19 protein-coding genes are annotated in these 23,113 nt (G+C 60.9%); 7 read left to right on the plus strand and 12 right to left on the minus strand.

Translation table 11 applies throughout. The annotated features are described in order from the left end of the window. Positions 1-59 precede the first annotated feature (59 nt). The 4 genes from AT984_RS02805 to AT984_RS02820 form a co-directional block, all read right to left on the minus strand. Positions 60-287, minus strand: coding sequence for a hypothetical protein (locus AT984_RS02805; RefSeq protein ID WP_058718807.1), 228 nt, complete (start codon positions 285-287; stop codon positions 60-62). A 334-nt stretch (positions 288-621) separates the two neighbouring features. Continuing rightward, complete coding sequence (locus tag AT984_RS02810; protein WP_058718808.1) at positions 622-1,014, minus strand: nuclear transport factor 2 family protein; 393 nt, start codon at positions 1,012-1,014, stop codon at positions 622-624. Between the two features lie 20 nt (positions 1,015-1,034). Then, positions 1,035-1,721 (minus strand): DsbA family protein, encoded by a 687-nt coding sequence (locus AT984_RS02815; RefSeq protein WP_058718809.1) that lies wholly within the window; start codon positions 1,719-1,721, stop codon positions 1,035-1,037. 73 nt (positions 1,722-1,794) lie between these two features. After that, positions 1,795-2,685 carry an MBL fold metallo-hydrolase gene (locus AT984_RS02820; RefSeq protein WP_156421865.1) on the minus strand — a complete coding sequence of 297 codons (891 nt, stop codon included), beginning with the start codon at positions 2,683-2,685 and terminating at the stop codon, positions 1,795-1,797. Between the two features lie 220 nt (positions 2,686-2,905). Here AT984_RS02820 and AT984_RS23870 point away from each other — a divergent pair, with 220 nt between their 5' ends. The 3 genes from AT984_RS23870 to istB all read left to right on the plus strand — a co-directional run bounded on the left by AT984_RS23870 (position 2,906) and on the right by istB (position 5,590). Beyond that, the gene (locus AT984_RS23870; protein WP_335338583.1) at positions 2,906-3,049 is read left to right on the plus strand and encodes a helix-turn-helix domain-containing protein; all 144 of its coding nucleotides are present in this window, start codon (positions 2,906-2,908) and stop codon (positions 3,047-3,049) included. A gap of 229 nt (positions 3,050-3,278) precedes the next feature. Continuing rightward, positions 3,279-4,829: an IS21 family transposase gene (gene istA / locus AT984_RS02825; RefSeq protein WP_058718810.1), complete on the plus strand. Its 1,551-nt coding sequence runs from the start codon at positions 3,279-3,281 to the stop codon at positions 4,827-4,829. Between the two features lie 23 nt (positions 4,830-4,852). After that, entirely contained in the window at positions 4,853-5,590 is a 738-nt protein-coding gene (gene istB, locus AT984_RS02830; RefSeq protein WP_058718811.1) for an IS21-like element helper ATPase IstB, read from the plus strand. 231 nt (positions 5,591-5,821) lie between these two features. On the opposite strand, the gene AT984_RS02835 is transcribed toward istB, so the two are convergent. The 4 genes from AT984_RS02835 to AT984_RS02850 form a co-directional block, all read right to left on the minus strand. Continuing rightward, on the minus strand, positions 5,822-6,664 hold the full coding sequence (locus tag AT984_RS02835; protein ID WP_058718812.1) for a hypothetical protein: 843 nt from the start codon (positions 6,662-6,664) through the stop codon (positions 5,822-5,824). A gap of 130 nt (positions 6,665-6,794) precedes the next feature. Then, positions 6,795-8,528 carry an ATP-binding protein gene (locus AT984_RS02840; protein ID WP_058718813.1) on the minus strand — a complete coding sequence of 578 codons (1,734 nt, stop codon included), beginning with the start codon at positions 8,526-8,528 and terminating at the stop codon, positions 6,795-6,797. Between the two features lie 9 nt (positions 8,529-8,537). Next, entirely contained in the window at positions 8,538-9,551 is a 1,014-nt protein-coding gene (locus AT984_RS02845; protein WP_058718814.1) for an SIR2 family protein, read from the minus strand. A gap of 480 nt (positions 9,552-10,031) precedes the next feature. Next, positions 10,032-10,880, minus strand: a complete 849-nt coding sequence (locus AT984_RS02850) for a PA4780 family RIO1-like protein kinase (RefSeq protein ID WP_058718815.1) — start codon at positions 10,878-10,880, stop codon at positions 10,032-10,034. Between the two features lie 179 nt (positions 10,881-11,059). Between AT984_RS02850 and AT984_RS02855 the strand changes: the two genes are divergently transcribed. From AT984_RS02855 to AT984_RS02870, 4 genes are all read left to right on the plus strand, one after another. Continuing rightward, entirely contained in the window at positions 11,060-12,295 is a 1,236-nt protein-coding gene (locus tag AT984_RS02855; protein WP_058718816.1) for an ABC transporter substrate-binding protein, read from the plus strand. 208 nt (positions 12,296-12,503) lie between these two features. After that, complete coding sequence (locus AT984_RS02860; RefSeq protein ID WP_058718817.1) at positions 12,504-13,379, plus strand: branched-chain amino acid ABC transporter permease; 876 nt, start codon at positions 12,504-12,506, stop codon at positions 13,377-13,379. 7 nt (positions 13,380-13,386) lie between these two features. Next, positions 13,387-15,315 (plus strand): branched-chain amino acid ABC transporter ATP-binding protein/permease, encoded by a 1,929-nt coding sequence (locus AT984_RS02865; protein WP_058722047.1) that lies wholly within the window; start codon positions 13,387-13,389, stop codon positions 15,313-15,315. A 17-nt stretch (positions 15,316-15,332) separates the two neighbouring features. Then, positions 15,333-16,055 (plus strand): ABC transporter ATP-binding protein, encoded by a 723-nt coding sequence (locus tag AT984_RS02870; RefSeq protein WP_058718818.1) that lies wholly within the window; start codon positions 15,333-15,335, stop codon positions 16,053-16,055. A gap of 6 nt (positions 16,056-16,061) precedes the next feature. On the opposite strand, the gene AT984_RS02875 is transcribed toward AT984_RS02870, so the two are convergent. From AT984_RS02875 to AT984_RS02890, 4 genes are all read right to left on the minus strand, one after another. Next, positions 16,062-16,907 carry a sterol desaturase family protein gene (locus AT984_RS02875; protein ID WP_058718819.1) on the minus strand — a complete coding sequence of 282 codons (846 nt, stop codon included), beginning with the start codon at positions 16,905-16,907 and terminating at the stop codon, positions 16,062-16,064. A 100-nt stretch (positions 16,908-17,007) separates the two neighbouring features. Continuing rightward, positions 17,008-18,903, minus strand: coding sequence for an RICIN domain-containing protein (locus tag AT984_RS02880; protein WP_058718820.1), 1,896 nt, complete (start codon positions 18,901-18,903; stop codon positions 17,008-17,010). 34 nt (positions 18,904-18,937) lie between these two features. Further along, a complete protein-coding gene (locus AT984_RS02885; protein ID WP_082679737.1) occupies positions 18,938-19,762 on the minus strand; it encodes a DsbA family protein in 825 nt (274 codons plus the stop codon). Positions 19,763-19,838: 76 nt separating this feature from the next. Next, the gene (locus AT984_RS02890; protein ID WP_197418226.1) at positions 19,839-22,901 is read right to left on the minus strand and encodes a PEP-CTERM sorting domain-containing protein; all 3,063 of its coding nucleotides are present in this window, start codon (positions 22,899-22,901) and stop codon (positions 19,839-19,841) included. Positions 22,902-23,113: the final 212 nt, after the last annotated feature.

Below are 23,113 nucleotides of genomic sequence, written 5' to 3' on the forward strand. Positions count from 1 at the left end.
CATGCCCAACGGTGTGCGAATTCGTAGGTGCCGGCGCAGGCGCACGAGCTCACGCACGTTTAGGCGCCTTGCTTCGCCAGCTTGGGCGCCACCGTCAAGAAGATGAGCCAGCCCGCGAACGACAGGCCGCGCTGGATGCCAAAGAAGCACAGCGCGAACACAAGCCACTGGCTGATGGACAGCGCGCCGATTGGCATGCCGGCGACGGACAGGAGTTGAATGGTCAGCCAGGCGCCGATGCAGGTGACTGGGGCAAAGAACCACCACTTACGTTCTAAGTTCGACATGAAGAATGGCTTTAGGGAGTTGGCGCGAAGCTCGCGACGGGCAGGGTCTGCCGTGTATCGGCGCGGAGGGTGAAACTCGGGGAACTCAAGGTCAGGTCCAAATGTATTGCTCGCAACGCTGTGCCAAGTCAGTGATGTCTCGCGGAGACTACAGATTTGAGGACTGCCCCGTGTTCGCTGTGTTCCTGTGTTTCGGGAGGCCTCGACGACGCGGAGTACTGGTGTGGAATGGTCTGCCGCCACTTCCGTAGCAGAGGCACGCTCATCGAGGAACTCGGCGCCTTGGCGGCCAGCCTGCGCACTGCCCTAGGCCAGTGCACAGGCCCCTGTGACATCAACCCCGCATGGCCTGCGCGACCAGCAAGGTGTCGGTGAACTGCTCGAAACCGACGATCTTGCCCCCAGCAAGGCGCCACACATGGGTCACGCGCGCTTGCATCGCTTTGCCGGTTTTTCGGTAAGTGCCCTGATAGCTGCCAACGCCCACGATCTGGTCGCCGCCGTCGATCAACTGGTCCAGCGAAAAAGTGTAAGCCTCCCATTCGCTGCCCAGAACCTTGAACACCTTGTCGATGACCTGATCGACACCCGTCCAGGTGCCGGCGCAGGGGAAGCCGGCCATCTCGGTCCAGGCCACATCGGGCGAAACGTCAAGCATCATGCCGACGACATCCTGGCGCGCCGAAGCCGCATAGTGATCAGCAATGATTTGCAGATTGGTTTTCATGAGAGCGCTCTGATTTGTCTTCAAATGGCACAGCCGTCGGCGTCACATCCAAACGCGGGTGCCGCTTGGGTGCTGGGCGTGCGGCTACGCAGCCAGGCCTGGAAGTCCTGCGGGCGCCCCAAGTAACTGGAAACATTCACGGTTTGCAAGCCGCCTTCCGTTTCGAGCACCATGCTTGGAAAGCCCTGTGCGCCCACCTGTGCCATGAAGGCGCGGCTGTCCTTGATGTGCGCCTGCACCGGGCCGCCCAGTTGCTGGTCCAAGGCTTGCGCAAAGCCCTCGGGGTCCAGGCCGATGGCCGCGGCCATCTCGATCAGAACTGCCCGGTCTGCGATGCGCAAGCCGTCCACATAGTGCGCCGTCTGAAGCTGCGCGAGCAGGTCCAGCCCGCGCCCCGCCATTGCCTCGGCGGCCAGCATGGCGGCGGTCGGCGGCTCGGAATCGAACACGGCCGTCGCGTCGCGCAGCAAGCCTTCTTGGTAGCCCTCGCCGAAACGCTGGCCACTGGCTTGCGCCACACTCACGTCGTGCGCCATCACGAAGCTGCGCAACTCGGCCGTCACGCGCTGGCGCCGCGCGCCCGTCATCATCCCGCCGCCCCGCGGGAGCACGGGGATGACTTCGCGGGCCGCCTTCACCAAGGGGGCGGCGCCGTAGCACCAGCCACATAAAGGGTCATGGATGTAATGCAAGCGGGTCTTGTTCATGATTCAACAACGGTTCGGTGTGGGTGGGTCAGTGGATAGCTCGGTGAATGCGGCGCTAGGGACGCTCAGCCGATCACCACTGCATTTCGCCCTTGGCGACCTTGGCACTGATGTCGAGCGCAACGCCAGGGGCCGCTTGGGGGTAAGCCTTCTTCATCGCCTCGATCAGCTCAGCGCCGGTTTTGGCTTTGATGGTCTCGGCGTTGAAGCGCAGCAGATAGCTGCGCGTGTAGGCAATGGCGCTGCTATCCAGTGCGGTGCCGGGCGCCATATGGCCGGGCACGACCATCGCGGGCTTCAGCGCTTCCATCTCATCCAACTGAGCCAACCAGGCCGCATGCTCGCTGGCCTTTTGCGTGTCCGCCGTCCACACATGCTTGTTGCCGGAAATGGCGATGTTGCCGGCAATGGTCTTGATGGACGGGATCCACACATAGGGACGATGGGCCAGTTCACCCACTGTGCCGCGCACCTCGATGGTCTCGCCGTCAACCTTCAGGGTCGTGCCCTGCAGGAGATCGGGAACGATGGGCTTTTGCGGCGCATTGGCACCCATCTTGGGCGACCAGAAGGCCACTTTGCCTGCCAGCTTCTCCTGCAGCTTCTCGCGCACCGCCGGGGTGGTCAGCACCTGGGCATTGGGGAAGATGCCTTTGAGCACTTCGGCGCCGAAGTAGAAGTCAGGATCGGCATTGCTGATGAAAATGGTCTTCAGGGTCTTGCCGCTGTCGAGCACATTGGCGGCCACGCGCAGGGCGTCGGCACGGGTGAAGCCGGTGTCAATCACGAGGGCTTCGGTCTGGCCGCTGACGACCACGGCATTGACGTTGAAGCTGTTGCCGTCGGCGTTGTAGACCTTTACCGCCAAGGGCGCCGAGGTCTGCGCCGCAGCGCCGGTGGCTGCCAAAACGCCGAGCGTCAGGGCTGGCAAAACTAAACGGGCGATGCTGTTGAGCTTAAACATGGAGTTCTCCGTGAATGGAAGCTTGCTTGTTTGCTTGCTTGGGACAGGATGAACTTTAGTTTTTCGCTAAACGCAGATAAAGCCGCCGATCATTGATTGTTTGTTGCATGAATCGATCGAATGGACCGACCGACCGACCGCTGTGCATGTGTTTGTTTGTCGAAGTCGCGGATCGAGGAGCCTGACTCAGACCGCTGGGCCTCTGAGGAGGTCGGTGGCGATGCTCAGCCGCGATCTCACCGCCATCGAGGACTGGTTTGGTGCGCGCTTGCTCCACCGCAGCACGAGCAAGATCAGCCTCACGGATGCCGGGATGTCGGGCTGGCGTGATGGCGGCCTTGCGCCAGCATCGCTGCAGATTTAAGGGCTGATCCTGTGTTTCTGTGTTTCCTCAGACCCTATTCCGCGTTCCTCTGGGTGCGTATTTCAGCCCATCCCGGCCACCCATTTCAGCGGAACGCGGACAGCGTTTCAGACGAAGGCGGACACCATTTCAGGCTGATCGCGGACAGCGTTTCAAACTGATCCCGGACACCCCTGGCGCGCGCAAGTGACCTGAGCCGTAGGCATGCTGACCGATTTTTCGGTCCGTCATGCCCACTCCCAGGATTCACATGCGCCAACTTCGACAAACCCTTCGACTTCACCTTGAATCTGGCCTGAGCATGCGCGAGTGTTCGCGCGTGCTTGGCATCGCCAAGTCGACCGTCAATAGCGTCGTTATGAAGGCCCGCGCCGCCGGTGTGGACTGGGCCGCCGCCCAGACGCTGGACGATGCCGCCTTGGAGGCTCGCTTGTACGGCCCCGCTGTGCCTCGGTCCAGCACCCAGCTTGAGCCCGACTTCGCCCTCGTCCACCAGGAACTCAAGCGCCCCGGCGTCACCTTGCAATTGCTCTGGGAGGAGTACCAGCGCGGTCTGACCGACGCCGGCTCGCAAGCCTACAAGTACACCAGCTTCTGCGTGAAGTACCGCGCCTGGGTCACCGGCCTCAAGCGCTCGATGCGCCAGGTCCACCCGGCCGGCGAGCGCCTGTTCATTGACTACGCCGGCCAGACTGTGCCCTTGGTGGACGCTGCCACCGGCGAGATCCGGCAAGCGCAGATCTTCGTGGCCGTCCTCGGCGCCTCGAACTACACCTTCGCCTGCGCCACGCCGACACAGACAGCAGCCGACTGGGTCGGCGCCATCATGGATGCGCTGGAGTTCATGGGTGGCGTGCCCCGGCTGATCGTGCCGGATCAGGCGCGCGCCCTGATCGCCCGGCCCGACCGCTACGAGGCCACGCCTAGCCGTCTGGTCGAAGAGTTCTGCGACCACTACGACGTGGCGATGCTGCCCGCGCGTCCTGCTCATCCCCGCGACAAGCCCAAGGTGGAGGTCGGCGTGCAAATCGTCGAGCGTTGGATTCTGGCGCGGCTGCGGCACCGGCGCTTCTTCACCCTGGCTGAGCTCAACGCCGCTGTCCGGGAGTTGCTGGTGGACCTGAACGCTCGGCCGTTCAAGAAGCTACCCGGCTGTCGGGCCAGCGCCTTCGCGGCCTTGGATCGGCCGCTGCTCAAACCCCTGCCGGCAGCGCGCATGCCCATCGCCCGCTTCAAGCGCGCCCGGGTCAATATTGACTATCACGTTGAACTCGATGGCCATTACTACAGCGTGCCGCACCGGCTGGTGCGCGAGCAGGTCGAGTTGCGCATCACTTCGACCACGGTGGAGATTCTGGCGGGCCAGCAACGCGTGGCCGTGCACGCCTACAGCGTCCGGCGCGGGGCGCACACGACGGCGCCCGAGCACATGCCGGCCTCCCACCGGGCGCACCGAGAGTGGACCCCAGCCAAGCTCATCGCTTGGGGTGAGCACATCGGCGTGGCCACAGCCGCCGTGGTGCGCTGGCAGATGGAACACCGGCCGCACCCCGAGCAAGGCTACCGCTCCTGCCTCGGCCTGCAAAGCCTGGCGCGCCAGTTCGGCCACGAGCGGCTGGAAGCGGCCTGCGTTCGCGCCATGTCGATTCGCTCGCCGACCTACCAAAGCGTCAAGTCGATCCTGGCCACCGGCTTGGACCGGCAAGCCGCGCCGGCCCAAGCCACGCAGGCCGCACTCCCGCTGCATGACAACGTGCGCGGCCCCGATTACTACCACTGACCCCACTGAAGAAGGAGAAGCTCTTGCTCAACGAACACACCCTGGATCAACTGCGCAGCCTGCGCCTAGACGGCATGGTGCAGGCGCTTACCGATGGCGCCACCCGCACGGCAGCGGCCGAGCTGTCCTTCGAGGAGCGGCTGGCCATGCTGGTGCAACGCGAGGTCGATTGGCGCGACGGCAAACGCCTGGCCCGGCTGCTCAAGGCGGCCAAGCTCAAGGTCAGCAGCGCCTGCATCGAGGACATCAACTGGCGAGGCTCGCGCGGGCTGGATCGCAGCCTCATCACCCAACTGGCGGGCTGCGACTGGCTGCGCCACGGCCACAACGTGTTGCTCACCGGGGCCACGGGTTGCGGCAAGACCTGGCTCGCATGCGCGCTGGCCCAGCAGGCGGCACGCCAGGGATTCGCGGTGTTGTACACGCGGGCGCCGAGGCTGCTGGAAGAGCTGCGGGTGGCCCACGGCGACGGCTCCTTCGGCCGGCGCCTGGCACAACTGGCGCGCATTGACCTGCTGGTCATCGATGACTTTGCGATTGCACCGGTCACGGCGGCCGACCGTAACGACCTGCTGGAGTTGCTCGACGACCGGGTCGGCAGCCGCTCGACGCTCATCACCAGTCAGCTACCCGTCTCAAACTGGCACCAATGGTTGGATGACCCGACATTGGCCGATGCCATCTTGGACCGGATCGTCCATTCGGCACAAAAGATCGCGCTCAAGGGCGAGTCGCTGCGCAAGAAACAGGACTCGGTATGAGCACCAAACCAACCACCGCAGAACCGTCCGGGCCAGCCCAATTCAGGCTGATCGCGGACACCTGAGCTACCATCAACCCAGGCACTTGCGCGCACCCAAACTGTCCGCGATCAGTTTGAAACGCTGTCCGCCATCACGCTGAAATGACTGTCCGGGATCGCTGAAATCCGCACTCTGGGCATGCGACTGCATGCTCACTGGCAGCTAGTTCGAGTTAGGCGATATGGCCCCTTACTCAGCCTGGGTGTACGACACCTTCGGATAGAGCGTCGTTGCGGTTTGCCACTCATCGATTTCTTCGATGGGTAAGTAAAAGCTGGAGGCCAGCAAATGGGCGTAGCGGGTCTTGCTCAGCTTGCCATCCCCTGAGACAGTTTCGCAGCTCACCTCACGGTAGTCGCCCACGAGTGCGGCCCCCAGTTGCGACGCGGGTTGCAAGTCCACAGCGGCGCGGCACTTGGACTCTTGCACGCGCTTGATCTGATTCGTGCGGCCGAACAGCCCCGATGTTTTGATCGTTACCTCTTCCTCGGTCTTGAAAGTGAACTCCAGCCCGCTCGTCGGCATGCAGAGCGAGGGCGCATTGGTTTCAAGTGCCACGATGCGGCGCCGGCTAGCGAAGTCCACGCTCGACTTGATGCCAAAGGGCAAGATGACCTTGCCAATCGGTATGGCGCTGGTCAAAGACGTGTCCGTCGTGGACTGCGAGTCGCTCAAGAGGCCAATCAGCCCGCACAGCGACAGACCGGTGCCTCGGCCCATGCCCTTGCCGCCATCCATGACCACCGAGGATTGCGAACCCGTCAGGCCATTCTCCAGACGGCTCATCACGAACTCGATCTTGACGCCGACCTTTCTGCCAAAGTTCCCTTTGTGATCGATCACCTGTTGAGCCGACAGTGAGGCGAGCGGGCTGGGCGGGCGCTGCGCAGGCACATGGGCTCGCAAGCGTTCCTGCACCGCCTCGGAAAGGACAAAGTCCACCGCAGTTTCGCCAGATTGCGCCAATGCGCTGCCTGTGCAGCAGAGAAAGGCCAGTACTGCGCTGGCGGCAAGGTGGGAGGGCAAGGGCATCAGATCTCCGGGCTGGAATTGAAAATGATCACACGGGACGCAACACCTAACGCAGTGTTAGCGAACGCCCATTTGGCCTTACCGGGGAATTACGAAGTATGAGCGTCCGCGGCGAAGGCCGTGACTCTTGCTATTGAATGTTCTGTTTGCGCCAGTTATCAACGGCAATTGACAGGCGCTTGTCCTTGACTGGTTTCTGCCATTCATCCCAGAAATTGACAGTTCCGCTATTCGGCTTGTTTTTTGGTTCGTCGATCCTAATTCTGCTTGGCAGCAAGCTCGCATCACCAACAACCAAGGCCTCTCCTGTATCTAGGGTCGGCAGGATATCGCTGAATCCACCTAGGCTATCGGGAAGAAGCCTCTTGATAACGCCCTGATCCTCTGCGTTGGTCAGCCGCATAGAAACAAAGTTACTGCATTGACTGAGCATTGTCTTATTCACCTCGGACGGACGCTGGCTTATCACGACAAGGCTGACGCCGTACTTGCGGCCTTCCTTGGCAATGCGCTCAAAAATATCTAAGGAGATATCGTCGGCTGACTCTGCCATGTTTCGCTGAGGCATATAAAGATGCGCTTCGTCACACAAAAGTGCTATCGGGTGGCGTAGCTCGGAAGGTGTCCACTGTTGGATGGAAAACGTAACCCGTGCAACAAGGGAAACGATCAGCGGAAGAACGTCTGATGGTACTTCGGAGAAATTGATGATCTTGATACCGGCTTTGCCGTTTTCTCCTGAACTGCCGAGCACGGCGGTGGTGAACTTTTCAAGCCAGGAGAAATCTAGAACGTCTCCGCCGCCATTGAACATAAAACCCAAACGTCGATCCGAGATTTTGTTCTCAAGGCGAGAAATCATTCGGGCGAGCTTTCCAAAAAAATCACCCTGCTTTTCCTTACCAGCAGAAGCCCCCGGAACCATTTCCACGTTGATATCATTGAGCCTGCCCATCAGAACATCCAGATCAAATGGAACCGGGCTATCTACGGTGAAGTGCTTGAGAATTTCCTTTTGGTCGCCATCCTCTAGGTACTTTCTTTTGGCCTGGTTGATCTCGCGGGACATGATCATGGCTTGGTTGGGCGCATTCTGATCACTCCGCTCAACAAACATCGATACGAGCGCGTCATACGAAAGCAGCCAATATGGCAGGTAAAGCACACCATCTTGAATAGTACGGTTTGCCTCCACGTCTGCGGGTCCGGCCACCTTGAAGTGCTGAATACCATCACCCACCAATGGCGAGTATTCACCATGAAGATCAAAAACAATGGCGTTGGCCGTAGAGAGTCCTGCCATCTGCTCAATAATCTTGGCTGTCGTCCAGGACTTACCCGACCCGGTGCTGCCGCCGATGAAGGCGTGGCGTTGGAAAAACTTGTTACCGTTGAGATAGGCAACCGCGTGTTCGTCCAGTGTGTATTTTCCCAGAGTCAGGGCATTGCCATCTGCTGAAACACTAGAGAGCGTACGCATAAAGGCGGTTAGATTTTCGCCCTCTAGAGAAAAGCAATTTGCGTCAATTTCTGAGACGCTTTCAAGAGTGCGGCGAAAAACTTTTTCTCTGTCTCCATCACGATCCAGCATGGTGCCAATCAAGGCGATTTTGCACAGATTCAATTCTGAGGTCTGCTCGCTGATACCGTCGTTGGCAATGTCTTCGACACCCCGCTTTCGGGTCACCTGGGTAATGAGCCCTATGAGATGCTGCCCAGGCCTGCTGCTCTGGAGTACGGCCAAATGGTTGACTTGCAACCTTTTAAGTTGGTCGATATTTTCTACGTCCACAATAACGTTTGTCGTATCGACGGAGGCTACCTTCCCAAGCGCGTCCTCATCCTTGAAATTAAATATCGGCATTTCTTCTTCCTATATGATGAGTGACAGATAACCGTCAAGGCTCCATAAGTTTCTCTCAACAGTTACCGGAGTCTTATCCAAAGATGAGTAGACAATCGACTGGTCGTCTGTTGCTCCCCGCTCTATTGCTAGGTAATTTCGTGCTCTGCCGTCAGTAATTAGCCTCCTGGCAGCATCTGAAAGACCATATGTGATAATCGTGATCGGGGTATTCTGGCGCTGACATCTGGCCATGAGTTTTGGCTGAATGTGCTCATCATTGAAGCCGTAGCCAATGCACAGGTAGGAGTTCGCTGCAGTAATGGCTAGGTCAGCATTGTTGATGATTGAGCGATATGGCTCTAAGTGCGTTGTTTGATATTTTTGTGTGCCTGGGGTTACGATTTCTGGCTTGTAGTTGATAGGGATGCCTTGAATATTTGAAATCGCCACAATGTCTTCGAGTGGCGATTTGAACCAATCTAGCGAACCGTGTACCTTCCAGATGTTTACCCTGCGGGTGGAATTTATCTCATTCGGTGCAGCTAGTTGCCGAAAAAAACCGTGCGTGAAGCCCGAATAATGGTGAATTCGCTCTTGGTCGCAGGCATATTCGGCCAGTCTGTCGTAGTTCGTAGTGATGATGTTTAATTTAGTAAGGCTGCTCTTGAACATGTGGCGTAGCAGTCGACTAAGCGGAAACATCCCCTGGTTCTGTAGACATTCTTTGAATATTTTAATGTCTTCAGCGTTGATGAGCTCCCAGGTTGCTTTGATAATTCTGGAAGTCAGTTCATCTGTTACAGCCACCTGATGCAGCGCTGATTCCAGATCAACGCCGGCATCTAAGACCTCACAGAATTTCCTCCAGGCTTCTACCTCGCCTTCGGATAATTCTGACGTGTCCGTATTTAGAACTAAGTGTCTTGCAAGCCCCCACATGCCAGACATGCCATGGGCAGCAGATGCACCGCTGCCCAGGATGATAAGTGGGGCCTTACTGTAATAGTCCTGTGCTTGTTTTTGGTAATTCACATCTGACATATTGTTTTTGCCATAACTTATTGCATCCTTCTTATTTCATTTAGAGGATGCAGATAATTTTTGCTAGATCTAACGTGTTCTGTGGCGACAGTCATTGCTTCTTAAGTCGGAATGCTGCCGTTTAAGTCCGTGCTGTCGGGCAAGTAAGAGATTGTTGGAAAATTGGAGAAGCAATTTTTTGCGCAACTCAATTGGCATTGAATTTCCAGCAAAAGTGGCACATGCATTGAAAATGCATGTGAGCCGCAACTGGCAGCATGTTGCCAGTACCGCTGCAATAAAACGTTATGGCGCGCGCGTACTTTTCTCGGTGCTTTCCCTAGGTGGGACAGGTGCCGTGTCGTTGAGTGGGGCTGTCGCCTGGACGGGCTGCCCTAGCGGTTGAAGGTCTAGCGTGCCGGAGTTGGTCTTCAATCCACTTCAATCCGGCCCGGCAACTGCCATCCCGCATCAGCCACCCGAGCCCGCCAGGCCACTCAATCACTCCCTCGTCTGCATCCTCAACCGCCTCGCCGCATCCTCATCCCGCGCGTCGTCAATCTCGCGCATCACGCCACGCAGATCCACGGGTTTGGCATTGCGCTCAAAGCGGCCGGTCAGGGGGGATTCGACGGTCAAGGCGCCGCGCTGGTACAGCGCCCAGATCTCGTTGCCGTAGTCGCTTTGCAGCAGGTCGGGGGCGAACTGGCCGAAGAAGTTGCGCAGGTTTTCTACGTCGCGCAGCAGCATGCGTTGGGCGTGGTTGTTGCCGGCGGCGTCCACGGCTTGGGGCAGGTCGATGATGACCGGGCCGTCTGCGGCCAGCAGGATGTTGAATTCAGATAAGTCGCCGTGCACCACGCCCGCGCACAGCATGCGCACCACTTCTCGGATCAGGCTGGCGTGGTGTTGGTGTGCCTGCTCGGGCGTGAACTGGCTGTCGTTCAAGCGCGGGGCGGCGGCGCCGTCGGCGTCGCACACCAGTTCCATCAGCAGCACGCCTTCAAAGAAGAGGTGGGGCTTGGGCACGCGCACGCCGGCGGTGGCCAGGCGGTAGAGCGCATCGACCTCGGCGTTTTGCCAGGCTTCTTCTTGCTTTTCGCGGCCGAACTTGCTGCCCTTGGCCATGGCGCGGGCTTCACGGCTGTTTTTGACCTTGCGGTTCTCGGTGTAGTCCACCGCTTGGCGGAAGCTGCGATGGGTGGCTTCCTTGTAAACCTTGGCGCAGCGGGTTTCATCGCCGCAGCGCACCACGAACACCTGCGCTTCCTTGCCGCTCATCAGTTGGCGTTGCACGCTGTCGATCAAACCCTCTTCCAGGAGGGACTGCAGTCTTTTGGGTGTCTTCATTGGCGCATTGTCCCTGCAGGCTCCATCAGGGTTTGTCTGGGCATGGTTTGTACCGAAGCAGCAAGCCCAGTGTCAGCTAGCTGAAAGCCGCGGGCTCATACTTTGCCTAGCATCCGCCGCCCCGGTTGTTGCGGGCCGTTTGCGAAGCGCTATAGATCAACACGGAAGAGACAAGCACCATGAGCAAACACATCACTCAGACATTGACCGCTGTGGCCTTGGCGGCCTTCAGTTTCTCAGCCCTGGCTGCGGAGCCGATCAAGATCGGTGTGTCCGGCCCGTTCACCGGCGGCTCTTCGTCGATGGGCGTGAGCATGCGCGACGGCGTGCGCCTGGCCGCCGATGAAATCAACAAGGCCGGCGGCGTGCTGGGCCGCCAGCTGCTGCTGGTGGAGCGCGACGACGAGGCCAAGAACGAACGCGGCGTGCAGATCGCGCAAGAGCTGATCAACAAAGAGAAGGTCGCCGCCACGGTGGGTTACATCAACACCGGCGTGGCCCTGGCCTCGCAGCGCTTCTACCAAGAAGCCAAGATCCCGGTGATGAACAATGTGGCCACCGGCTCCTTGATCACCCAGCAGTTTGCCAACCAGCCGGACAACTACATCTTCCGCAATGCCGCGCATGACAGCATTCAGGCGCCGATGATTGTGGAAGAGGCGATTGGCCGCCGCGGCTACAAGAAAGTGGCCATCCTGGCGGACTCCACCAACTACGGCCAGCTTGGCCGCGCTGACTTGGAAAAGGCGCTGGACCTGAAGGGCGTGAAGCCAGTGGCGGTGGAGAAGTTCAACATCAAGGATGTGGACATGACCGCCCAGCTGCTCAAGGCCAAGGAAGCGGGTGCGGAAGCCATCCTGACGTACGCCATTGGCCCTGAGCTGGCGCAGATTGCCAACGGCATGACCAAGCTGGGCTGGAAGGTGCCGATGATCGGCAGCTGGACCTTGTCGATGGCCAACTTCATCGACAACGCCGGCCCCGGCGGAGAAGGCGCGCGCATGCCGCAAACCTTCATCCAGGAGCCCACAACGCCCAAGCGCCAGAGCTTCATCATCAACTACCTGAAGACCTTCAACCCCAAGAACGCGCGCATCGACTCGCCGGTCTCGGCCGCGCAGGGTTACGACTCCATCTACCTGCTGGCCGCAGCCATCAAGCAGGCCGGCGGCACCGAAGGCCCCAAGGTCAAGGCCGCGCTGGAAGACTTGAAGGCGCCGGTGGAAGGTGTGGTCACCACCTACAACAAGCCCTTCACCAAGACGGACCATGAAGCCATTACCGCCAACATCCCGGTGTTCGGCGAGGTCAAGGGCCAGCGCGTGGTTTACGCCTACGAGGCTGACTTCAAGAAGGCCTCCGAAGTGCGCGTCAAAGACGTCAACGCCAAGGGCGCTTTGAGCCAGAAGAAGTGATGAGTCAGCCCGCTCGCGCTGACGCAAGCGCGGTGCTGAGTCAGCAAGCGAGCAAGTAGGCAGTCAATCAGTTGAAGGCTAGCCGGTGTGCAGCGTGGGTTTCAGAAGCCCATCGCTGCCGCCGCTGGCTAAGTTTTCGGCTGTATCTGTTTGCTTGCTCAGCTTTGAATCTCTTTCAGATCCCTTTTCTTCAACGCAAGGCCACGCCATGCAAATCTTGACCCAACTCGTGTTCAGCGGCATTGCCCTGGGCATGATTTACGCCGTCATCGCCTTCGGTTATCAGCTCACTTTCGCGACCTCTGACACCCTCAACTTCGGCCAGGGCGACGCCCTGATGCTGGGCGCGTTGGTGGGTTTGTCGCTGGTGGGTTGGGGCGTGAACTACTGGATGATGATTCCGCTGGTTTGCCTGTTCGGCGCTTTGCAAGGCGCGGTGGTGGAACGCATCGGTGTGCGGCCCGCCATCAAGATGAAGTCGGAGTTTGGCTGGATCATGTCCACCATCGCGCTGGGCATCATCTTCAAGAACGTGGCCGAAAACGTCTGGGGCCGCGACGACTTGAAGTTCCCTTCGCCGCTGCCTGAGTCGCCTCTGCACTTCCTGGGCGCCAATGTGCTGCCGATGGAAATCTTGGTGGTGGTGGGCGCGCTCTTGATGATGTTGGCGGTGGAGTTGTTCAACCGCCGCAGCATCTACGGCAAGGCCGTGGTGGCCACCTTCAATGACCGCGATGCGGCCAAGCTGATGGGCATCAACACCGGCTTGGTGATCACTTTTTCCTACGCCTTGTCGTCGATGACGGCGGCCTTTGCCGGCGTGTTGATTGCGCCGCTGACGCTGACCGGCGCCACCATGGGCGCGGTGCTGGGCCTGAAGGCGTTTGCGGTGGCCATCATCGGCGGCCTGACCAGCGGCATGGGCATCATCGTTGGCGGCGTGATTCTCGGCGTGGTGGAGACCACCACGGGCTTCTACCTGTCCACCGGCTACAAGGATGTGCCGGGCTTGGTGCTGCTCTTGATCGTGCTGGCGGTGAAGCCGGCGGGTCTGTTCGGCAAGACAGCGATCAAAAAGGTCTGACGCGATGTTGAATGCTAAGAAATTCATTGCCGGCGCCGTGGCCATCGCGGCCCTGGCTGCCTTCCCGCTGATCTCCGGCAACCCGTACTACATCCATTTGGTCGAGACCATCATGATCTACGCGATCGTGCTGTTCGGCCTGGACATTGTGGTGGGCTACACGGGGCAGGTGTCGCTGGGCCATGCGGGCCTGTTCGGCATCGGCGCCTACACGGCCGGTGTGCTGGTGTTCAAGCTGGCGGCGCCACTGTGGATCACGCTGCCGGCGGCGATTCTGGTGACGGCGGGCTTTGGTGCCTTGCTGGCGTTGCCGGCGCTGCGGGTGATGGGGCCGTATCTGGCCATGGTCACTTTGGCCTTCGGCACCATCATTCAGATCCTCATCAACGAGATGACCTTCCTGACCGAAGGCCCGATGGGCATCACGCTGACCAAGCCCAGCCTCTTCGGCCATCAGCTGGATGAGACCGAGTACTACTGGGTGGTGGCGGTGATGCTGCTGGCTTCGCTGGTGTTTGTGCACCGCGTGCTGCGCTCGCACCTGGGCCGGGCGTTTGAGGCCTTGCGTGGTAGCCCGGTGGCATCGGACTGCATGGGCGTGTCGGTGTATCTCTACAAGGTGTACGCCTTTGTGATCAGCGCGGGCCTAGCCGGTTTGGCGGGCGCGCTGTATGCCTACTCCGAGCAGTACATCTCGCCCAATACCTACAACTTTGAGCAGACGGTGCTGTTCCTGTTGGCCATCATCATGGGCGGACGCAAGACCCGCACAGGTGCGCTCTTAGGTGCGGCCATTATCGTGATGCTGCCCAAGCTGCTGGATGACCTGGAGTTGTTCCGCATCGTCTCGGTGGTGCTGGCGGTGATTGTGATGGTGGCCTCGGGCGTGGCGCTCAAGCGTGGCAAGTCCACGCTGCAGGCGGCTGCCATTCCGGTGGTGGGCAGCGTGGCGCTGGCGGCGCTGTCCTTCAAGCTGCAGACCATGACGGACTGGCGCTTGTCGGTGTTCGGCCTGATCACCTTGTTCGTTGTGTACTACCTGCAAGACGGCATCGTCGGCTTTGTGCGCAACGCGCTGAACCTGCGCGGCCACGCCGCCAGCGATGCGGATGACGCGGTCAACCTGCCCAACAAGGGCGATGCGCTGAGCCATCCCGGCGGCACCGCCGGTGACGAGTTGCTGCAAGCCAAGGAGATCCTGATGCAGTTTGGCGGCCTGAAGGCGCTGAACAATGTGGACCTGTCGATCAAGCGCGGCACCATCCACGGCCTGATCGGCCCGAATGGCTCGGGCAAGAGCACGATGATGAATGTGCTGACCGGCATCTACGTGCCCACCGCTGGCACCGTGAGCTTCGGTGGCCGCAGCCTGGGCGGGCGCACCTCGTCAGACATCGCGCTCTCGGGCATTGCGCGCACCTTCCAGAACGTGCAGCTCTTTGGTGAGATGAGCGCCTTGCAGAACGTGCTGGTCGGCCTGCATCACAGCTTCAAGAGCAATCTGCTCGATGTGGCCTTGCACCTGCCGCGTTACTTGCGTGAGAACCGCGAGAACACCGCGCGTGCGCTGGGCCTGCTGCGCTTTGTGGGCCTGGCCGACCTGGCCGGCGAAGAGGCCCGCAACCTGCCTTACGGCAAGCAGCGCCTGCTGGAAATTGCCCGCGCGCTGGCGCTGGACCCGCAACTGCTCTTGCTGGACGAGCCGGCGGCCGGCCTGACCGCGCCCGACATCAAGGAGCTGATCGCCATCATCCGCAAGATCCGCGAGCATGGCGTGACCGTGATCTTGATCGAGCACCATATGGATGTGGTGATGAGCATGTGCGACACCGTCTCGGTGCTGGACTTCGGCCAGAAGATTGCCGAGGGCCTGCCCGCTGCGGTGCAAGCGGACGAAAAAGTCATCGAGGCTTACCTCGGCGGCCAAGCCTCGTGAGTTGAAGGACTTCTGACATGCTTGAAATCAAGAACCTCAGCGCCGGCTACGGCAAGGTGCAAGTGCTGCACGGCATTTCCATGCACGTACCCAAGGGCAAGGTCGTTACGCTGATCGGCTCCAACGGCGCCGGCAAGACCACCACCATGCGTGCCGTTAGCGGCATGATCGCGCCCACGGCGGGTGAGATCAGCCTGAACGGCAAGCGCATCGACGGTATGGAGTCCTACGACATCGCCCGCCGCGGCCTGGCCCATTCACCCGAAGGCCGGCGCGTGTTTGCCACCATGACGGTGACCGACAACCTCCGCCTGGGCGCCTTCCCGCGCTACACCGGCAGCCGGCCCAAGGGCGATGTGGCGGCCGATCTGGAACGCGCGATGGAACTCTTTCCGCGCCTGAAAGAGCGCCGCGAGCAACTCGCCGGCACGCTCTCAGGTGGCGAGCAGCAAATGCTGGCCATGGCCCGCGCCACGATGTTGAACCCGGACGTTATGTTGTTGGACGAGCCATCGATGGGCTTGGCGCCGATTCTGGTGGCGGAAGTCTTTCGCATCATCGCGCGGCTCAAGGAGCAGGGCGTGACCATGCTGCTGGTCGAACAATTCGCCGCAGCCGCGTTAGGCGTGGCCGACTACGGCTATGTGCTGGAAAACGGCCGCATCTCCCTGCACGGCCCGGCAGAAAAGCTGCGTGATGACCCGGCGGTGAAGGCGGCGTATTTGGGCGGCGGTCACTGAGGGGATTCAAGGCTTGGGCCGGCCTCCCGGCGGCCCCAGAAGCATCTTCACAGCGCGCCAGCAACTGCCGGCGTGCCATAGGTCTCGGGCCAAGGCCACCCAGGCGTGGGTGGCGATGTGAACGGGGTTGTGGCTGAGCAGCGGAGGGTTCAGCCCATAGCGGATGGCGATATCGGCCCGCTCTTCCACAAAGCTGCCGAACAAGCGGTCAAACACGATCAGCACGCCGCCGAAATTGGCGTCTAGGTATTCGGTATTGCTGCCGTGGTGCACGCGGTGGTGAGAGGGCGTGTTGAAGACCCACTCAAGCGGCCCCAGCTTGGGTATCCAGCTGGCGTGCAGCCAGAACTGATAGAGCAGATTGGCCGCCACCGCCGCCGCCACAGCCATCGGTGCAAAGCCCAGCCAGATCAAGGGCGCAAAGAATACCGCCGTGCCGCTGAGCTTGCCGGTCCAGCCCAGGCGTACCGCGGCGCAGAGGTTGAGCTCGTTGGATGAATGATGCACCGCATGCGTGGCCCAGAACCAGCGCACGCGGTGGGCTGCGCGGTGGTAGCCGTAGTAGCAGAACTCTTGTCCGATAAAGAGCAGCAGGTAGGCCTGCGGTCCGGCCAGTTCAAGCGTCTGCAGCCGGTTCACATAGGCCCAGTTCAGCAGCGGCGCAGCCAAGGTCAGGCCGAGTCCATCGATCAAGCGACGGCCCGCAAAATCGGCCATGGACGCTGCAAAAGCCCGCCAGTCGTAGGGCAGCTGCAGCACATAGCTGCGCAGCAGGCCCTCCAGGCTCGCGCAGAACAAGACCAAGCCGGCCAGGGCTAGCAACCAGGGCAAGGCTTCGGGCACAAGGTCCATGGCGTCCCCTTGTTGGCATTGAATGCCGCGCTTCGGCGTCGGACCTGCAGCCCTGTGCAATGGCCATGCACCCTGAAGTCGGGCGCATGGCGCTCATCCATCAGGGCATGGGCGTGTGGTCTTTGCAGGGCGGCTTGGCAAAGGCATCGACGACACCGGTGATGCCGCTCGGGTCCACCGAGGTGATGATGATGGTGTCGAGATCCTTGATCAAGTCGGAGATGTAGAACAGCATCTGCCGCGCCGCCCATTCACGGGCGATGTGCCGATAGTCGGCCGAATCTCGTGGGTACCTGGCGGCAATCTTGGCCTCGATGTCGGTGCTCGAAATCGAAGCCAAATTCTTCTCTGCCAGGTTCATGAAATTGTTGATGTTGCTCGACAGCGCGACGGTGGCACTCGCCAACTTCTCAGCGGTGTCGGCAATTTTGTAGGCCTCTTTGGCGGTCATCGCCCCAACCTTGGCCTCGCCCATCGCGCCCGCCGTGGCAAAGCTGCCAATCATCATGGCCGTGCTGACCACCATATTGCTGATGGTGTTGACGCATTGGTTGGCGTTGCTGGCGCAAGCTGCCGCGCCGCAATCGGCGAGGCCCGAGGCGCAACGCTGGTTGCAGTTGGTGACGTTGCACTGATAGCCATCGCGGGGTTTGAGATAGCACAGACCGGCTTGCAACTCGCGATTGGACTTGCACGATTTCAGCAAGCTGCCGGCGCCGTTTTGATACGAGGGCTTGTTGAGCCAGCAGGTGGCAATCCGGTCACCGGTATAGCCCTCGTCGCAGCTGTTCATCGCCCAGGCCCAGCAGGTGCCCAACGCGTCTCGCGCCGTGCAGTGGTTGCCCGGCTGGTAGGAGAGCTTGCGGTCGCTCCAGCACACCGACCCGACGGGGTGGTAGCCGCTGCGGCAGTTGGAATAGCACAGAGCGCCGTCCTGATACTGGCCGTCGGCACAACCGGGCAAGATGCCAACACCTCGGTCGTAGGCAGCGGTCTTGTAGCAGAACGGGGTGCTGCTGATCGAGGTTTCGCCCTGAATCCAGTTGACGATCGTCGTCACCTGCCCAGCGCTCAAGGTTTGGTCCTTGACATAGGTGGTGGGCTTGTCGGCCAGGCCCTGCGGCCAGTTGTTGGCCACGACGCTGCTGGTGCTCCAGTACTGGAACACATTTCCGGCATCGCAGGTCTGAAGGACGACGCCGGTCCCTTTTTGACTCAGGCACAGGCCGCTGGGCGACACAATGCTGGAGTTGCTGCCACGCTTCCACTTCTGATTGGGTGCGGGCGGCACACCGGTCTCGCCACAACTGCCCAGGCCGACGGCGGAGCCCGCATCGCCCGATGTCGTCAGGCAATAGCCATTCAACACGATGGCGCCCTGGTTGGTGAAGCGAAAGTACTCGCTCTTTGCCGTCCCCGTACATGCCGACACGTTCAACTTGCTGGTCGAGAGCGGCGATGTGAAATCCACCTGCTGCAAGCAGTTGCGCGTGCTGCTCCTGACCTGGGTCTTGCTGGCGTCGGCCAAATCGACGGGTAAGGGGTTGGCCAAGCTCCACTTCTGGTTGGCTGCCGTGGCCGAGCACAGCGCGAGTTCGGCGCTCAGCACGCCTGGCTTCACAGTGCCCACCAACTGCCATGACAAGCACATGGCCGACATCGCCCGGGATTGGCTGAGTTGCAGTTGATTGCCGCCGGGGCGGCTCCAGTAGGTGCTGGCGTTGCCGGTGGACAGCGCGGTGCTGAAGCTGACCGTCTTGCTCGCAAACAGATTGCCCTGCAAATAGCGCTTGCCGTCGCTGCCGGGCAGATAGACCGTGTCGTCAGCGCCGAAGACGAAGCGCTGCTCGGTCTTGCCGCATGGGCTGAGAACGCCGCTGCTGTCCAGGCATTGGCCATTGCTGGCAACGACGTTGTAGGAGGTATCAGCGGCGTGCGCCGACGCGAAGGCGCCGGTCGTCAGCAGCGTGATCAAGAAGCGAGAAAACCAATTCATGGTGATGACTCCGATGAGGGCAAGAGGGTGACGATCAAGTGGGGCGCGCCACGCGGCGGATTTCAGCCCCCGGCTTGCTTCCCGCCTTGGCTGACTTGGCAGACTGAGCTCGCCGTGCCGCGTCGATCGCTGCGGCGAGTTGCTCGGTGCCGACGGCCCCCCGAAACATCACATCGCCGACGACGATGGCCGGCGTGCCCTGGATACCCAGCCGCTCCGACAGCACGCGTACCTCACCGAGCTGGCGGTTCACTGCCACCACGTCCACCGGTTTGAGGCCGAACTGGCGGCTGATGGCCTGCAGGCTGGCGGCGTCAATGGCATCAGCGCTCAGCAAGGCCTTGTGCACCTGCTGCGCCGTGGCGCCCTGGCCTGCCGACAAGGCCAGCTGCGCCGCCGCAATCGACTCAGGCCCGAGGATGGGCAGGTGCTTGACCAGCACGCGCAGCTGACTATCGCGCTGGATCAAGGCCTCGATGCTGGGGGCCAGCTTCTTGCAGTAGCCGCAGTGGTAATCGATGAACTCCACCAGCGTCACATCGCCGGCCGGGTTGCCTAAGACCGTGGCGTCGGATGCGTCGGCAATGGCTTTGGCAGAAGCGGCGAGGGCCTTGCTTTCCTGCTGGGCATGGCCAGCCAGCTCGCGGCGCTGCAACTCGTCCAGCGCTTCGCGCACCAGCTCGGGCCGGCTCTTGAGCAGCTTGATGACGACTTGCTCGATGGCCTGAGTGGATGGGGCTGAATTGGCTGGCGCGCCGGTCTGCGCGATGGCCGCGCCGCCCGGCAGCGCCAAGCTCAGCGCCGCCAGCAAGGGCGCGCTCAGCCTGCGCGCGGCAGGGCTTGTTGAAAGTGAAAGCATGGCAGCTCCTGGCTGGCAAGGGTTGTCTGGGATGGATGGGCCGGCTGCCGGCCCTGGACTTCAACTGAGCATCAGCTCAGCTCAGCTTGCGGCGGCGCCAAGCCAGCATCACCAGCCCGGCCAACATCAAGGCATAGCTCTCGGGCTCGGGCACCGCAGCGGCCACCACCTTGATTTCGCCGTTCGTGTAGAGCTGGCTGTAGTCCAAGGCCGTCCCCGCAGCGAGCTTGAAACCGCTGGCATCGATGTCGGCGAAAGTTCCGGTCACCGTGCCCCAGTCCAGCAGGTCAAAGCTCTGGCCCTTTTGCGCCACAAAGCCGTTCCAAGAAGTCAGCTTGAGCGTGCCGTTCAGGCTCAGATTGCCGGCCACGATGTACTTGTCAAAGCTGCTGTTCTTGAACGCCTCATCGCTGCCGCAGCGCAAGGTGCAAGCGGTGATGCCGCCAATCTCGGCCAAGTAGGTGCTGCTGTCGCCGAACTCCACATCGCCCTCATCGCTGCCCAGGCCCGGCGATGCACCCACAGTCAGCGTGCCTTCGAATCGCTTGGCGCCCGCCCCGCTGAACTTGGCGCCGGTGCGCTGTTGAACGGTGCCGAAAAAGGTCGCGACCGAGCCGGTCGACACGCGCAGTTCGGCGCCGTTTTGCACATCCACATTGCCGTAGAAGGTGCTATTGCTATTGCCAGAAAGAATGATCTGGCTGGCAGCGGTGCTGAGCACGTCAGCGTAGATCGTCGAGTTGCCGCCGCTCAGCAAAACCTTGCCGTTATTGCTGAGCAGGCCGCTGCGCACTTCACCGAAACCGCTGATCACGCCGGAGGCCTGATTGAGCAGGGACTTGCCGTTGTTGTCGAAGCTGCCGCCGGCGAGCTGGATCTTGCCCATGTTCGGCTGCAGGCCCTGGGTCAGGAGCAGGGTCGCGTCGCGGCCCACGGTCAGCGTACCGCCGTTGCTCACCGCAGCGGCGAGCGTCAAGGTGCCGCCCTTGGCGCTGACAAAGCCTTGGTTGTTGATGGCATTGCCGATCTGGCCCAGACCTTCGATGCGGCCCGTGTTGTCGATCGCCCCGCCACTCAGACTGGCGATGGGCGAAGTCAAGAGGATCTGGCCGCCGTTGGCAAAGCTCTTGTCGATGGCGAGCTTGCCGCCATCGACGATCAGGCTGCCCTGGTTGGCAAACTTGGCGCTGATGACGCCATTGCCGCTGATCGTGCCGCTCGCCTCATTGCTCAGGACGCTGGTGGCATCAAAAGCGCCGATGCTGGCGCCGGCCAAGGTCAGCAAGCCCTGGTTATTCAGGTTGCTTGATCTCAGTTGGAGGGCGCCGCCCCTGCTCAAGGCCCAAACGCCGGTATTGACGTTGCTGCCTGAATTGGCCAGTTCAACATAGTCACCCTGGTCAAACCGGCCACTGTTGGTGAAGCCTGCCTGAGCCGCGTTGGCGCGGATAGTGCCCGAGCCGGTCATGGTGCCGGCGTTGAGCACGGCGCCGTTCACCGAGCCGCCGTCCAGCATCAGGCGCCCGTAGTTCTTGACGGTGTTGGCCGCCAGGCTGCTGGCGCGGCCCACGGTGGCGGAGGCATTCACATCCATTTGGAAATCAATCGCCTGCAGCGCCCCTCCTGCGAAGGTGAGGCTATCGCCCGCGCCCACACGGATTTGGGCGTCACCCTTGAGGATCTGGCCGGCGCTGAGCACCATGTCGTGGCCCAGGAAGTCGCCCGTGGCGTAGTTCGACTTGAAATTGAGCGTGCCGGACTCCCAGTTCAAGCTGCCGGCTATCTTGCCCGACCCCAGCTTGAGGAGGCCGCCCTGCAGATTGACGACGCCAAGATTGTTAATCACCAGTTGCCCGACATCGACAACGCCGCCGTCCAGAACATCCAGCCGGCCGGCACCATCGGCGCCCACGGTGATGGCCTGAGCCACGCTCAAAAGCGCGCCGCTGCCTGCCACCGCAGCCACGAAGCTGGAGTCTCCTGCCAGCCCCATCGTCATCGAATTCAAGACTTGAAACTTGGCGCCGTTGGACACGTTCAGAAGGCCCGCGTTGCCCTCGACGAAGCCGGTTTTCAATGTGGTTCCAAGTCCTGTCGCTTCAATGACGCCAAAACCGCCATTGCCTTTTTGACCCATAAAAAGGGCGTTGATGTCGGCAGCGGCGCCATTGCTGAGCTGCATCAGCCCATTGCCTTGGCCGCCCAGATAGAGGCCTCTTTGGTCTGTGTTTGCCTTGAATAGCGTGCCCTTGTCCTTGACCGTGATGCTGAAATTCACATTGGTCTGGCCGGAGCCCATATTGCCGGTGGTGGTGAAGGTGCCACCGCCCGAGACGATCAAGTCGCTGTTGCTGAGTGCCACATTGCCAGCCTCGAAGCTCGAGCCGGCGCCGTCCACCGTCATCTTTGCGGTCCCGGTCCTACCCAAGGTCAGGTTCTTGCTGGAGGCGCTGGCGCCGGAGTCGATCAGCAAGGTGCCGCTGCCGACGTCGCCCAGGTTCAGTTCTGTGCCGACGAGCAAGCTGCTGCCCACGCCTTGCACCTGGATGGAGCCGCTGCTGGTCGGGAAGCCGCCGCTAACGGTGAAGGTCCCCGCTGTGCTGTAGCTGCTGCCGGAATTGATGGTCAAGCCGACGGTCGAATTGGCGTCGTCACTGATGGAGGCGGAGGCGAAATTCTTGTAGACGACCTTGTTGGACAGTGTCAGATTCCTTCGCTGGATCATGTCACCGGTGATGAGCATGCCGGCCGTGCCGCCGTCCCAGGTCTGATCCGCTTGGATGGCGAAGCCCACCTTGCTTCCCCAATCAATCGTTTGCACCTTGCTGCTCTTGTTGACAATGCCGTTGTCGAGGTTCCAAAGGGTGTTGCTCGCGCCCTGAAGCGTGAAGGCGTTCGCACCCACGTCAAAGACAACTTGGTTGCAGCAGGAAAACAGGTCACTCACGACCGTCGTGAAAGTCGATGTGCCGAAGTGGATGACGTCGCTACGGCCGGGTGGGCGGAAGCTCGGCGTCCAATTCTGGGCATTGCTCATGTTTTGCGTGCCCGACCCTGCGCCGCCCTTCCAGGTGAAGTCATTGGCTTGCGCAAGGCCCGCGCTGCACATCGCTGCAATGGCCAAGCAGGTGGGCAACACACGCAGCTTGCCTGCTGCTATGTGCCGCGACGGTTTTGCTTGATGAGGAATGGGCCATGCGTGCTTGTTCATATCGAATCCCTGGATGTGTATGTCTGGATGGCAGCCCGTTCGCGGGCGCTGCGATTGATGGCGCTTGCTGATTCGCCCGGTGAATGCGCCTGAATCGGTCTTGACTTTGGGCAAGCAAGGCGTGGGTACGCAGCGAAGGC

The sequence above is a fragment of the Paucibacter sp. KCTC 42545 genome (assembly GCF_001477625.1).
Taxonomy (GTDB): Bacteria; Pseudomonadota; Gammaproteobacteria; order Burkholderiales; family Burkholderiaceae_C; genus Paucibacter_A.

Bases quoted from the DNA above. Each gene is read 5' to 3' on its own strand.
- AT984_RS02860 (WP_058718817.1), top strand. From the start codon at position 12,504: ATGCAAATCTTGACCCAACTCGTGTTCAGCGGCATTGCCCTGGGCATG.
- AT984_RS02870 (WP_058718818.1), top strand. From the start codon at position 15,333: ATGCTTGAAATCAAGAACCTCAGCGCCGGCTACGGCAAGGTGCAAGTG.
- AT984_RS02840 (WP_058718813.1), bottom strand. From the start codon at position 8,528: ATGCCGATATTTAATTTCAAGGATGAGGACGCGCTTGGGAAGGTAGCC.
- AT984_RS02880 (WP_058718820.1), bottom strand. From the start codon at position 18,903: ATGAATTGGTTTTCTCGCTTCTTGATCACGCTGCTGACGACCGGCGCC.
- AT984_RS23870 (WP_335338583.1), top strand. From the start codon at position 2,906: ATGCTCAGCCGCGATCTCACCGCCATCGAGGACTGGTTTGGTGCGCGC.
- AT984_RS02855 (WP_058718816.1), top strand. From the start codon at position 11,060: ATGAGCAAACACATCACTCAGACATTGACCGCTGTGGCCTTGGCGGCC.
- AT984_RS02815 (WP_058718809.1), bottom strand. From the start codon at position 1,721: ATGAACAAGACCCGCTTGCATTACATCCATGACCCTTTATGTGGCTGG.
- AT984_RS02835 (WP_058718812.1), bottom strand. From the start codon at position 6,664: ATGCCCTTGCCCTCCCACCTTGCCGCCAGCGCAGTACTGGCCTTTCTC.
- AT984_RS02875 (WP_058718819.1), bottom strand. From the start codon at position 16,907: ATGGACCTTGTGCCCGAAGCCTTGCCCTGGTTGCTAGCCCTGGCCGGC.
- AT984_RS02845 (WP_058718814.1), bottom strand. From the start codon at position 9,551: ATGTCAGATGTGAATTACCAAAAACAAGCACAGGACTATTACAGTAAG.
- AT984_RS02805 (WP_058718807.1), bottom strand. From the start codon at position 287: ATGTCGAACTTAGAACGTAAGTGGTGGTTCTTTGCCCCAGTCACCTGC.
- AT984_RS02810 (WP_058718808.1), bottom strand. From the start codon at position 1,014: ATGAAAACCAATCTGCAAATCATTGCTGATCACTATGCGGCTTCGGCG.
- AT984_RS02820 (WP_156421865.1), bottom strand. From the start codon at position 2,685: ATGTTTAAGCTCAACAGCATCGCCCGTTTAGTTTTGCCAGCCCTGACG.
- AT984_RS02885 (WP_082679737.1), bottom strand. From the start codon at position 19,762: ATGCTTTCACTTTCAACAAGCCCTGCCGCGCGCAGGCTGAGCGCGCCC.
- istA (WP_058718810.1), top strand. From the start codon at position 3,279: ATGCCCACTCCCAGGATTCACATGCGCCAACTTCGACAAACCCTTCGA.
- AT984_RS02850 (WP_058718815.1), bottom strand. From the start codon at position 10,880: ATGAAGACACCCAAAAGACTGCAGTCCCTCCTGGAAGAGGGTTTGATC.